A 13,220-nucleotide genomic window follows, 5' to 3' on the forward strand; every position below is an offset into this window, starting at 1 on the left:
AACCAATACGGCGGTTATTGATTTTCCTCCAGATACATGCGCCGCACTTTTTTAAACAAATTCGAGGAGTAAACAAAGTCGGTAACGGCCTCGTTATCCGTTTTAAAAATGGTATCTTTAGATCCTTCCCATTCTTTGTGTCCATTCTTTAAAAACACGATCTTTTCACCGATCTCCATGACGGAGTTCATATCGTGGGAGTTGATAACGGTGGTGATTTGATATTCATCGGTGATTTCCTGAATGAGATTGTCTATGACTATTGCTGTTTTAGGATCCAGGCCCGAGTTCGGTTCGTCACAAAATAAATACTGCGGATTATTGACAATGGCCCTTGCAATGGCCACCCGTTTTTGCATACCTCCGGAGGCCTCACTTGGCATTTTATGATGGGCATCGGCTAAATTGACCCGTTTCAAAACAAAATCCGCACGATCTTCCATTTCACTTTTGCTCATTTTGGTAAACATCTGAAGCGGAAACATCACATTTTGCGCAATGGTCATCGAATCAAATAAGGCACTGCCTTGAAAAACCATCCCGATTTTGGACCGTAAGTCACGTTTTTGGTCTTCACTTAACTGTGAAAATATTTTTCCATCATAGGAAATAGAACCGGATTCATAGGTGAAAAGCCCTAACAGGCATTTTATAAAAACGGTTTTACCCGATCCGCTTTGTCCAATAATCAGGTTGGTATGACCCTTTTCAAAAGTCGTTGTAATGCCCTTTAAAATATGAGCATCGCCGAACGATTTATGCAAATCTTTAACTTCTATCATTAGCCTAACATTACATCGGTTGAAATATAATTTAAAAGTATGATCACCACACTGGTCCAAACAAAGGAGGTCGTACTGGCTTTTCCCACTTCAAGTGCGCCACCTTTCATATAATAGCCATGATAAGCCGGTATAGTGGCCAGTACAAATGCAAAAGTAAAGGTCTTAATAAAGGAATAGATCACATGGAAGCTGTCGAAATCCGTTTGAAGTCCAAGAATGTAATCCGGTACTGAGGAGTAGCCTCCGTAGATACAGGCCGCCATGCCACCCAAAATTCCCAGAAACATACCAATGGCAATTGCAAAAGGATAAAACAACAGCGCAATGACTTTCGGGAACACCAGATAGTTAATCGAGTTAATACCCATAACCTCTAAGGCATCTATTTGTTCCGTAACACGCATGGTGCCAATACTGGATGTGATAAATGACCCCACTTTACCGGCCATGATAATCGAAGTAAAAGTAGGTGCAAATTCCAATACCACCGATTGTCTTGTGGCAAAACCCACCAAATATTTCGGGATTAAGGGATTGCTGATATTTAAGGCCGTTTGAATGGTGATAACACCACCAACAAAAAAGGAAATGAAAGCAATAATTCCGAGAGAGGAGATAACTAAATCGTTAATATCTTTAAAGATCAGTGTTCGCATAACAGACCATTTGGTCGGTTTACGAAACATTTCAGCAATCATTAAAAAATAGGTCCCAATATTATGCAGGTATGTCATAAAAAAAAATGTTAGCGCTAAAGTAAAAAAACTTGGAGGTAATTACACCTAATTTTTCAATTATGATGATTAAAAATGGTATTTTTGGCCATTCAATATGACTTACTATGTTAAAATATACGGCGATACCAATTCTGTGTTTAACGCTCTTCTGGTCTTGTAACCAAAACCCAAAAGTGTCATCAAATGAAACGAATCCTAAGTTAGTGGTGGGCATTGTTGTGGACCAGATGCGGTATGATTATTTAACCCGATTTTATAATAAATATGGTGAAGGTGGATTTAAACGCATGATGCGTGAAGGGTATAATTGCAAGAATAATCACTTTAATTACATTCCTACTAAAACCGGACCGGGACATGCTTCTATCTATACCGGGACAACGCCAAAATATCATGGTATCATTGGAAATGATTGGTATGATAAAATTCTTAAGGAAACCGTGTATTGCGTAGGAGATACTTCCATACGATCTGTTGGGACCAATGCCTCTTCTGGGCAGATGTCGCCCCACCGCTTAAAGACTACGACATTTGCGGATGAAAACAGGTTGTTTACTCAAGGAAAGGGCAAGACCATAGGCATTTCCTTGAAGGACAGAGGGGCTGTATTACCTGCCGGGCATACGGCCAATGCAGCTTACTGGTTTCACGGTGGAGAGGAAGGTATTTGGATAAGCAGTACCCATTATATGGATGAATTACCGAACTGGGTAAAACTATTTAATGCAGAACATAGCGTAACGAAGTATTTAACCGAATGGAACACCTTTCACGACATTAGCACCTATACAGAAAGTGGGTTAGATTTGAATGCGTATGAAAGAGGCTTTAACGGAAAGGATTCTGCCACTTTTCCCTATCCTTTGGATAAGCTCAAAGATGCTAACGGTGGTTTCGATATCCTGAAGACAACGGCTTACGGCAACAATTTGGTAACGGATTTTGCATTGGCAGCATTGACTGGTGAGGACCTGGGGCAAGATGCTGTTACCGATATTCTCGCAGTTAGTTATTCCAGTACGGATTATGTGGGGCATAACTTTGGCGTTAATTCAAAGGAGATAGAGGATACCTATATTCGTCTAGACAAGGATTTAGAGCGTCTTTTAAAAGGTTTAGATGATTATGTTGGTAAAAATAATTATACCTTATTTTTAACGGCTGATCACGCGGCAGTCAATGTTCCTGCCTACTTACAATCCGTTAAAATACCTGCTGGGTATTTAAATCATGCGCAAACCAGGAGGAGATTCGAATCTTTCATGGAACAAACTTTTAATTCTGCCGAGTTAATTGAAAATATTAGCAATGATCAAATTTTTTTGAACAGAAGATTAGTTCATACCATGGGACTTAAATTAGAGGAGGTTCAGGAAAGGATAGTCAATGAATTAATCAACTATCCTCATGTTTATCAGGTCTATTCTGCAACGACCATGAGTACTTCCGAATTTACAATAGGCATTGAAGCACTTTTACAAAAGGGGTTTAATCAAAAACGGTCAGGCGACATATTGATTGTTCCTGATCCGGCCTTTATATCCTATCCTAAAACAGGGTCAACACATGGCAGCGGATTTAATTATGACACCCACGTACCGCTCTTATTTTTTGGAAAGGGCATCATGCAGGGATCGACGCATATAAAAACAGAAATAACCGATATTGCACCAACGATGTCCGCTCTTTTAGGGATTAGTTTTCCAAATGCTGCTATCGGTCAACCCCTGGATTTCGTGTTAGAATAGTCCATACAAATAATGGGCTTGGAGGGCATTTCCGACTCATATGGAACCGCCTGTAACTGCTTATCGAATTTATCTGCATTTAAAATCTTAAATAGCTGATAATTCTCTTTTTATTCGTATTTTTTTGTATCCTATTAATTTATTAATCAATTAGTTATGAAAGAAAAAGTACACGTTTTACCCTCAAATCTTCTGTATAGCGAATCCAAAAAATTGCTATTTGTTCTCCTCTTTTCCCTGCTGAGCATTTTGGCCTTGCAGGCCCAAAACTCGAATGCCAGTGATACGGGTCACGATAACGCCAATGAAAATGCGACTGTAGAAGGTGGTACCGTGAGTACGGTTGATGGATTGGATTATGTTGAAGCTTGCTTTGGAGATGATGAACCAGATGTTTTTAATTTTCATGTTGAAGGGGCTTCAGGGCGGCTAAAGCAATGGGTCATCACCGACGATTGGGATAATATACTGTATCTACCTGAGACGCCTACGTTCGACTTCAATAATGAGGAGGAGGAAAGGACCTTAAGAGTGTATCATATATCCTATAATGGTATGAAACCACTAGTGCATCCTTTCTGGCACAAGCATATCAAAAACTTATCAGATTTAAGGGGTAAATTTGACATTTCAGACAATTATATAGAGGTAAAATTGATTCAGCAACCTGAAGGTGGAACGATTTCTTTAGCCGATGGGTCAACAGAAATTGAAATATGTGCCGGTGATGGCCATTCAGATCTGTTCGCTGTCAATGTGACCGGTGCCAATGGAGGAGCGGGCGTCAATATGATTTGGGTCGTTACGGAAACGAATTATGATATTGTCATGACGTCTATGGATAATAGTTTTGATTTTGAAGACGATGGCGACGGCACGTACTGGATATGGCATTTAAGTTATGCCGAGAACGTTAGTCTCGATGGGCTTACCAATGCTCTGGAGTTAATGGGATGTTTTGATTTATCGAATCCCATAGAAGTTGTAAGAAATGGGGTAAATGCCGGAAGTATAGCCATTGCCAATGGTGGTGGTACGGAAATAGAGATTTGTGCGGGAGATGGCATCAGTGATGCCTTCGATGTTGAAGTAACAGGTGATCTTTTGGGCGATAACATGGCATGGGTCATAACAGACAACGCCGCTGATCCCGAAATATTGGCCTTACCTGATGGCCCACCATTCGATTTGGAAGGTGCGGGTGACGGCACATGCCTGATCTGGCATATTGCCTTTGAAGATGGATTGGTAGGCGCAGAAGTAGGTAATAATGTGTCTGCATTGATGGGCTGTTATGTGTTATCGAATCCCATAACTGTTATAAGGAATGGGGTTAATGCCGGAAGTATAGCCATTGCCAATGATGGTGGTACGGAAATAGAGATTTGTGCAGGAGATGGCGTCAGTGATGCCTTCGATGTTGAGGTCACCGGCAATCTTTTGGGTGATAACATAGCTTGGGTCATAACAGACAATGCCGCTGATCCCGAAATATTGGCCTTACCTGATGGCCCACCATTCGATTTGGAAGGTGCGGGTGACGGCACATGCCTGATCTGGCATATTGCCTTTGAAGATGGATTGACAGGTGCAGAAGTCGGTAATAATGTGTCAGCATTGATGGGCTGTTATGTATTATCGAATGCCATAACCGTCATAAGAAATGGGGTTAATGCCGGAAGTATAGCCATTGCCAATGATGGTGGTACGGAAATAGAGATTTGTGCAGGAGATGGCGTCAGTGATGCCTTCGATGTTGAAGTAACAGGTGATCTGTTGGGTGATAACATGGCATGGGTCATAACGGACAACGCCGATGATCCCGAAATATTAGCCTTGCCTGAAGGCCCACCATTCGATTTGGAAGAGGCAGGAGATGGGGTGTGTTTAATTTGGCATATCGCTTTCGAAGATGGGTTGACAGGTGCCGAAGTCGGCAACAATGTCTCCGCATTATCCGGATGCCTTAGCCTGTCCAATGCAATTCAGGTCACCCGAATTGGGGTTCATGGAGGGACTATTACAGGTGGTGAAGATAACAACTTTAGCTTTACAGTAGGAGATGAAACAGCCGATACCATAGCGGATGGTGCCATAACCCTGGAAGGTCAAATAGGAACCAATTCGGCTTGGGTATTAACCAATGAGGATGCTACCGTAATCCTGGCTTTGCCTGCGAATTATACAGATTTGGATTTCGATGGTTCGGAAGCCGGTGTCAATAAACTATGGCACCTGAGTTATGCGGATGGTTTGGAGGGCCTTAACGCTCCGGATGAAGGCGATCATTTGGTGTCCGGCCTAGCAGGATGCTTCAGCCTCTCAAATGCCATTACCATAACCCTGGAAGCTGCAGCGTCTGGTAAAATAGCCCTATATCCAAACCCGACGAAGGGATTGGTTAGTATCAATCTAAACAATTTTGGTGGTGAAAACCTGAATATAAGCCTGTACAATTTAAGAAGTGCAAGATTGTATAACCAGAATGTTTCTTTTAGCGGTTTATCGAAAATACAGGAGGTGAATGTGGATGATTTAGACAGTGGCCTTTACTTTGTAAAAGTGACCAACCTCGAGACCGGGGCGACTGCTGTCAAAGGATTAGTAATTGACTAACTCACTATATGTAAATTGAGATTGGGGTATTTAAAAAACAGAGGTTGAAGGTAATGAAGTAGCAGCCTGTCGATCAGTCAGGTGGTCGCATTGTATGCATCTTAAAACGGTTGCGTATGTCGACTTAGCTTAATATAACAGCATTACCTCACGAAAAGGCTCATGTTTTTTGTGTACCCCTATCTTTTTAGAATTCCTTTCCATCGGAGTTGTCTGATAAACCGGCCTTGCTCTTTTGTCACCAGGTAGTCCTGTTGTTCTCTTTTTGCTCTGAAATAGCCGGTCATATAGTCCCGAAACAATTGGAGCCCCTTTTTCTTATAAGCTAATTTCAATGCGGATAGGAATGTTAGGAAGAAGCCATAGCGCATTTTATATAAGGCTTCTCCCTGCAAATATTTTGAAGCTTTGGTGTAGCGCATTCCGGTTGGTTTTAAATGTTTCACTTTTAAGGAGGCATCCGTTAAAATGTCCCAACCGTAAAATTTTGCAAGTAACTCGTCCACGGTGTCCCAGCCCATAGACGGCATTAATTTACCGATTTCCATAAAACAGGCTTTGCGGTAGGCTTTTAAGGCCCCTCGGATGTGATCCTTTCGGGTGAGGTCCTCCAATACCCATTGTCCGTTTCTCTCGATGTAACAAAATCCGGAGACCATACCCACTGTAGGATTCGCTATAAAATGACGTGACAGTTGCTCCAGGTAGTTATTCGGAAATATCAAGTCGGCATCGAACTTACAGATCACATCGAAATCTTCATCTAAGCTGTGATAACCCTTATAAAAGGCATTGATAATTTTAGAACCCGGTAAATGGGCATTGGAGGATGCCACATTGATAAGCGTGATCCACGAATGTTTTTCCCCATAGGCTTCTACAATATCCTGAGTTTGATCTGTTGAATTATCATTGACAACAACCACTGCCTCCGGTAAGAGTGTTTGATTAACCAGGGAATCCAAAGTTAAACCGATATAGCTGGCTTCATTATGAGCGGGTATGACAATGTAGAAATTCAAGAATTAACAGTTTAACTTGTATGGTTATTAAGCGCGTTCGGCATATACCAGGTAATATCTTGGAGTGAACCATCTTAAAATTGGACGAATGCCCATTTTTTTTGTGGGATGCGCCCATTTTTTTCGTTCCAGGATCTTCCATCCCGATTTTTCCAGTAACCAATCGAATTGCCAGTCCTCGAATTCATGGTAATGCCTGTCCCATAAATCTGTTTTACTTCTGTAGGCTGAGGAAAACCATAGTCGCAATGGAACGCTCGCCACGAGCTTATTGGCCTTTATAGATCTTAAAACAGTAAATGGAGAAATGAGATGCTCAAAAATTTCAAAGGCGGTCACTACATCTGCATCAGATTGGCTTATGGTTGAGGTATCTAAATCTAAGTCTTCACCTTTGGTGTTTTCGACCTTATATCCATTGGCAATCATAAGGTCTGAAAACGGATTCTCAACACCCAGATCTAAAATCTTTTCTGATTTAGAAACGTATTTTTCTAAAAATTGAAATGTAATTTTGAAGCGCTTATTTGGATACGTATGCTCGTACATATCAGCATTTGTAAACAATTGCATTAATATGCATTCCTGCGCCCACGCTTGCAAATATGACCACATCGCCTTTGGCCAGACTGTGGTTTTCAAGTTCATTGTTTTTCACCATATCGAAAAGCGTGGGTACCGTTGCCACAGAACTATTACCTAACTTCTGAATACTCATGGGCATAACATATTCCGGGATTTCTGCTTTGTACAGTCTGTAAAATCGCTTTAAGATGGCTTCGTCCATTTTTTCATTGGCCTGATGGATGAATATTTTCTTAACTGCTTGAATTGGTACACCGCTGTTGTCAAGACAGGTCTTCATGGCCTTGGGCACGTTGCTAAGGGCGAATTCATATATTTTTCGACCATCCATTTTGATGTACCTCGTATCCCGACATAACTCCTGGTTGTTAGAATTCCCAAAAAATAAATAGTAGGCCTCATCATAGGTAAAACTGGCCGACTCATGTGCTAAAATACCACCTTCGTCAGAGGTCGCTTCAATGATCGTAGCACCTGCTCCGTCAGAGAATATCATAGAATCCCTATCGTGCTTATCTATAACCCTGGAGAGGGTTTCGGTTCCGATAACCAAACAGCGTTTTGCCATTCCGGCCTGGATAAATGCTTTGGCCTGTATGACGCCCTCAACCCAACCCGGACAACCAAATAGAATGTCGTAGGCCACGCATTTCGGATTTTTAATGCGTAAACTGTGTTTTACCCTCGAAGCTAAGGAGGGTAAGATGTCACTTTGAATGGTGTTGTATTTTACATCGCCGAAATTATGTGCTACGATGATATAATCTAATGTTTCACGATCAATTTTCGCATCTTCAATAGCTTTTTCCGCTGCAAAGAAGCCAAGGTCGGAAGCATTTAAGTGTGGTTTGGTATAGCGTCTTTCAGAAATACCGGTTATCGACATAAATTTCTCTACGATAACTTCATTTGGATCATTAATGCTGGATCCGTCGGTGTTCAGAAATTCATGCTCATGGAAATTTTCATTTTTTTCAATATCGTCCGGTATGTAGCTTCCTGTTCCGGTTATTTTAATATTCATAAATTTAAACTTAATACGCGAATATACTTTGTTTAATTTTTATATCAATTTTATACTGGATGACTTTACGATGTTCAGCGACTTTATTCGGCTTCTATAAAGTCTTCAACAGGTGTGCAGGTGCAGATTAAATTCCGGTCTCCATAAGCATCATCGACACGCCTTACACTTGGCCAGAATTTATTCTCCTTTACATAATCCAATGGGAACGCAGCCTTTTCTCTGGAATAAGGAAACAGCCATTCATCTGAAGTCACCATGTCCAGGGTATGTGGCGCATTTTTTAACACATTGTTGGTGTCCGTCTCCGAAAGCGCATCAATTTCTTTTTTAATTGAAATCAGCGCATCACAAAACCTGTCGATTTCAGCTTTGCTTTCACTTTCTGTAGGTTCAATCATTAAGGTGCCCGCTACCGGAAAAGATACGGTTGGCGCATGAAATCCGTAGTCCATCAGACGTTTGGCAATATCTGAAACTTCAATACCTTTCGCTTTAAAAGGACGACAATCTACAATCATTTCGTGCGCGGCCCTACCACGTTCGCCGGAATACAGGGTGTCAAAACTGCCTTCCAGGCGTTTTTTCATGTAATTGGCATTTAAAATGGCAACCTTTGTGGCCTGTGTTAAACCTTCGGCACCGAGCATTTTAATATACCCATAAGAAATCAAACAGGCCAATGCCGAACCGTATGGTGCAGCCGATATGGCCGTAATTGCCTTATCTCCTCCAACTTTTTTCACAGGATTACCGGGCAGAAACGGCACCAGTTGTTCAGCAACACATATGGGCCCCACTCCCGGACCACCGCCACCATGCGGAATGGCAAATGTCTTGTGGAGGTTTAAATGGCAAACATCCGCTCCAATATGCCCGGGATTGGTTAAACCTACCTGAGCATTCATATTGGCGCCATCCATGTATACCTGACCGCCATTATCATGGATTATTTTGGTGATTTCTTTTATGGCAGATTCATAAACCCCATGGGTTGACGGATACGTCACCATGAGTGCCGCTAAATGGTCTTTATGCAATTCGGCTTTGTCCCGTAAATCCTCGATATCAATATTTCCTTCTTCAGTCGATTTTGTCACCACTACCTTCATACCTGCCATTACAGCACTGGCAGGATTGGTTCCATGTGCCGAGGAGGGAATTAAACAGATATTGCGGTTAAAGTCACCCCGTGATTCATGGTATGCTCTAATAACCATCAAACCGGCGAACTCACCCTGGGCTCCGGAATTCGGTTGCAGGGATGTTGCTGCAAATCCGGTGATTTCAGTAAGCTGATCTTCCAATGCATTTAAAACAGCTGTATAGCCTTTTGCCTGGTTAAGCGGGGCGAAAGGATGAATATTACCCCATTTAAACCAACTTAAGGGGAGCATTTCCGAAGCTGCATTGAGCTTCATGGTGCAGGATCCCAAAGAAATCATTGAATGGTTCAGGGACAAATCCTTACGCTCCAAGGTTTTGATATAGCGCATTAATTCGGTTTCGGAATGGTAACTGTTAAAAACCGGATCTGTTAAGAAAGAAGAGACCCTTTTAACTGAGCTATCGATATTAGACGCCTGGTTAACCGAATCAATTATTATGGTCGCTTTATTGGCAGCTTCTGCAAAAACAGAAATCAGGTAGTTGATATCCCGAATTGAAGTGGTTTCATTAATGGAAATGGTCACGGTGTTACTATCCGGATAATGAAGATTGACCTTTTTTGCTTTTGCTACCTTTTTTATGGCTTTTGCATTCGTTTTTAGCTGAAGAGTATCAAAATAAGAGGTGTTCACCTGTTGGTAGCCCAAAGTCTCCAATATCTGCGCCAGTTTACTGGCCTTGTTGTGAATTTTACCGGCAATAAACTGCAAACCTTTTGGTCCGTGGTAAACTGCGTACATTCCCGCCATAACAGCCAATAAAACCTGTGCCGTACAAATATTCGATGTCGCTTTATCCCGTTTTATATGCTGTTCCCGTGTTTGCAGGGCCATCCGCAAAGCGCGGTTTCCATTGGCATCTTTGGTGACTCCAATAATACGTCCCGGAATATCGCGTTTATATATTTCTTTTGTTGCAAAATAAGCCGCATGTGGTCCACCATAACCCATGGGTATACCAAACCGCTGTGTTGTCCCAATAACTACATCCGCACCAAATTTACCCGGTGCTTCAAGTTTCACCAAACTTAAGATATCAGCTGCAACAGCCACTTTGATGTTCGCCTGGTTGGCATTTTGTATAAACGAACCGATATTGGGGATCTGTCCATTTTTACCGGGATATTGCAGCAGCGCACCAAAAAAGGCATCGGAAAAATTGAAGTTGTCTTCATTCCCGATTACTAATTCTATGCCAATAGGTGTTGCTCTGGTCTGTAATAAAGATAGCGTCTGAGGCAATACCGACTCGGAAACAAAAAATTTATTTACACCGGCTTTCTTTTGAGCGCGGTCGCGAACCGAAAATAACAGGCTCATGGCCTCCGCGGCTGCTGTACTCTCATCAAGTAAGGAGGCATTCGCTATTTCCATTCCTGTCAATTCAATAATCATAGTCTGGAAGTTCAACAAGGCTTCCAGTCGGCCCTGGGCAATTTCGGCCTGATATGGCGTGTATGCCGTATACCATCCGGGATTTTCTAAAATGTTGCGCTGAATGACGGCCGGTAATACTGTGGGATGATAACCCAGGCCAATGTAGGTTTTTCTGGCTTTATTTTCCTTAGAAAGATCATGTATATGCAATAGATATTCATGTTCGGTCATGGGATCATCCAAACGCAATTCCCTTTTTAATCGAATATCATCCGGTATGGTTTCAAGTATAAGTTCATCCAAAGAATTCAAGCCTAAATAGTCTAACATCTCAGCCTGATCCTTTTCATTCGGACCTATATGACGCAGGGCAAAAGCATTAGTATTCATTAAAAAGGTGATTTTGTTATACAGTTGGCAAAAATACGTAATAATTCAGGTTTTTTATTGCTGATTAAATAAAGTTTTTAACCAATTAAAACCGTTATTAACACATTGGTTATTTTTGTTTTATGAAGTTATTGAAATCGCTTTTGGATTTTTATATTAACAGTAGTTTACATGTTGCTTTATCGGTTATTTCATTGACTTATATGACGGGACTGAATTACAACGTCCATGTCGGTTTTAACTTCCTGATGTTTGTTTTTTTCGCAACCATAACCGGATATAATTTTGTTAAGTTTTATGGTCTGGCAAAATTTCATCACAGAAGTCTTGCCAATTGGCTAAAGTCCATTCAGGGGTTTTCATTTTTGTGTTTCATTTTAATGTTTTTTTACGCCACTAAATTGCGCAATCTCACGCTTTATTTTACCGGAGTACTGGCCCTAATCACCTTTTTGTATGCCATTCCTGTTGTGCCCAAACGTTTTATCTATGACATACGGCCTAATTTAAGAAGTGTAGCCGGTCTAAAAATTTATATCATTGCACTGGTTTGGACGGCCGTTACGGTGATCCTGCCTTTAATTCAGCTTAATATTAACTTGGATGCCGATGTATTTGTCTACGGATGTCAACGATTTTTGTTCGTTGTTGTATTAATGTTGCCGTTTGAAATCAGGGATTTACGATATGACAGTTTAAAGCTGTCCACACTGCCTCAAAGTATAGGGGTGAAGGGCACAAAGATTTTAGGGGGTATTCTTCTAGCGGTATTTTTTCTTTTGGAGTTCTTGAACAGGGCACTATTTTCCTATGAAACTCTTGTGGTCTTCGTCATATCTGTAATGACCTTAGCCTGTTTAATTTTTGCCAAAGTCAATCAGGGGAAATATTACAGTGCATTCTGGGTAGAAGGACTGCCCATTTTTTGGCTGGTCATGCTCCTTTTCAGGCCTTAATGCAGCTGTTCTTTCAGTGCCTTTTCAAAATTATCTTTTAGTTTTTCCTTGTCAGACTTATCCAGGAATTCAATATTCGATTTTGCTATGGTCTTTGTAAGTTTTGTGTTGTTTTTCGTGTATTCACGGCAGGCCCTACAGTACAATAAGTGCAGGTTCAGTTTTATCTTTTCTAACAAGGTCGCATTCTTATACTGTGTTTTATCACAGACATGATTTGCCTCTTCGCACGGAATGAATATTTTAAACTTACCCATAATTAAAACCAATTTTCTTTTAAACATCCAGACATGGCAGTACGTGCTCTGTGAATAATCACCCATAGGTTAGACGGGGTTATATTGAGTTCATTACAAATCACCTCGGTTTCATAACCCTGTATGGTTTTCATTTTGAAAACCTCGGCTTGCTTTGGAGGCAGTTTGCTCAAACATTCAAATATGGCATCACCGAGTTCCGAATTCTGCAATTTATCCTCAGCATTTTTATCGAATGGATCCGCCACACGTTCTTCCAACCAATCCCCCTCATGTTCTGAATCCTGATAATTCATTCTCACCTCTGCCTTGCCCTTGTTTGAGTTAATTTTGCGATAGTAATCAATAATTTTACGTTTTAAAATTGAAATTAGCCAAGTGCGTTCACTTGCTTCGCCCTTAAAATTAGACATGGATTTCAATGCAGCCAAAAATGTGTCCTGAACCAGATCCTGGGCCATATCATTATCACTCACCCTTGAAATAGTGTAATTGTATAAGTAATCCGCATATAAATCGATCCACTTATCAGGGTTGAGTTTGTTTTTGGACAT

The 13,220-nt window shown here is 41.2% G+C and carries 11 protein-coding genes; 3 read left to right on the forward strand and 8 right to left on the reverse strand.

Translation table 11 applies throughout. The annotated features are described in order from the left end of the window. Positions 1 to 14: 14 nt before the first annotated feature. The gene (locus MR041_RS13950) at positions 15 to 782 is read right to left on the reverse strand and encodes an ABC transporter ATP-binding protein (protein WP_242094870.1); all 768 of its coding nucleotides are present in this window, start codon (positions 780 to 782) and stop codon (positions 15 to 17) included. After that, positions 782 to 1,519: an MlaE family ABC transporter permease gene (locus MR041_RS13955; RefSeq protein WP_242094871.1), complete on the reverse strand. Its 738-nt coding sequence runs from the start codon at positions 1,517 to 1,519 to the stop codon at positions 782 to 784. Before MR041_RS13955 ends, MR041_RS13950 begins: the two co-directional genes overlap by 1 nt. Before the next feature lie 107 nt (positions 1,520 to 1,626). On the opposite strand from MR041_RS13955, the gene pafA reads away from it, so the two are divergent. Together pafA and MR041_RS13965 are read left to right on the forward strand one after the other, a co-directional pair. Next, positions 1,627 to 3,270: an alkaline phosphatase PafA gene (gene pafA / locus MR041_RS13960; protein ID WP_242094872.1), complete on the forward strand. Its 1,644-nt coding sequence runs from the start codon at positions 1,627 to 1,629 to the stop codon at positions 3,268 to 3,270. 156 nt (positions 3,271 to 3,426) lie between these two features. Beyond that, positions 3,427 to 5,886, forward strand: a complete 2,460-nt coding sequence (locus MR041_RS13965; RefSeq protein WP_242094873.1) for a T9SS type A sorting domain-containing protein — start codon at positions 3,427 to 3,429, stop codon at positions 5,884 to 5,886. Positions 5,887 to 6,065: 179 nt separating this feature from the next. On the opposite strand, the gene MR041_RS13970 is transcribed toward MR041_RS13965, so the two are convergent. The 4 genes from MR041_RS13970 to gcvP all read right to left on the reverse strand — a co-directional run bounded on the left by MR041_RS13970 (position 6,066) and on the right by gcvP (position 11,453). Next, entirely contained in the window at positions 6,066 to 6,908 is an 843-nt protein-coding gene (locus MR041_RS13970; protein ID WP_242094874.1) for a glycosyltransferase family 2 protein, read from the reverse strand. 27 nt (positions 6,909 to 6,935) lie between these two features. Further along, entirely contained in the window at positions 6,936 to 7,457 is a 522-nt protein-coding gene (locus MR041_RS13975) for a class I SAM-dependent methyltransferase (RefSeq protein WP_242094875.1), read from the reverse strand. Position 7,458: 1 nt separating this feature from the next. Next, complete coding sequence (locus MR041_RS13980) at positions 7,459 to 8,517, reverse strand: 3-oxoacyl-ACP synthase III family protein (protein WP_242094876.1); 1,059 nt, start codon at positions 8,515 to 8,517, stop codon at positions 7,459 to 7,461. An 83-nt stretch (positions 8,518 to 8,600) separates the two neighbouring features. After that, entirely contained in the window at positions 8,601 to 11,453 is a 2,853-nt protein-coding gene (gene gcvP / locus MR041_RS13985; RefSeq protein WP_242094877.1) for an aminomethyl-transferring glycine dehydrogenase, read from the reverse strand. A 122-nt stretch (positions 11,454 to 11,575) separates the two neighbouring features. Between gcvP and MR041_RS13990 the strand changes: the two genes are divergently transcribed. After that, the gene (locus MR041_RS13990) at positions 11,576 to 12,409 is read left to right on the forward strand and encodes a UbiA prenyltransferase family protein (RefSeq protein WP_242094878.1); all 834 of its coding nucleotides are present in this window, start codon (positions 11,576 to 11,578) and stop codon (positions 12,407 to 12,409) included. On the opposite strand, the gene MR041_RS13995 is transcribed toward MR041_RS13990, so the two are convergent. After that, on the reverse strand, positions 12,406 to 12,666 hold the full coding sequence (locus MR041_RS13995; RefSeq protein WP_242094879.1) for a glycine dehydrogenase: 261 nt from the start codon (positions 12,664 to 12,666) through the stop codon (positions 12,406 to 12,408). The genes MR041_RS13990 and MR041_RS13995 overlap by 4 nt on opposite strands. Before the next feature lie 2 nt (positions 12,667 to 12,668). Continuing rightward, complete coding sequence (locus MR041_RS14000) at positions 12,669 to 13,220, reverse strand: sigma-70 family RNA polymerase sigma factor (RefSeq protein ID WP_242094880.1); 552 nt, start codon at positions 13,218 to 13,220, stop codon at positions 12,669 to 12,671.

Origin of the sequence: Aestuariivivens sediminicola (assembly GCF_022662015.1) — a bacterium.
In the GTDB taxonomy this organism is placed as follows: Bacteria; Bacteroidota; Bacteroidia; order Flavobacteriales; family Flavobacteriaceae; genus Aestuariivivens; species Aestuariivivens sediminicola.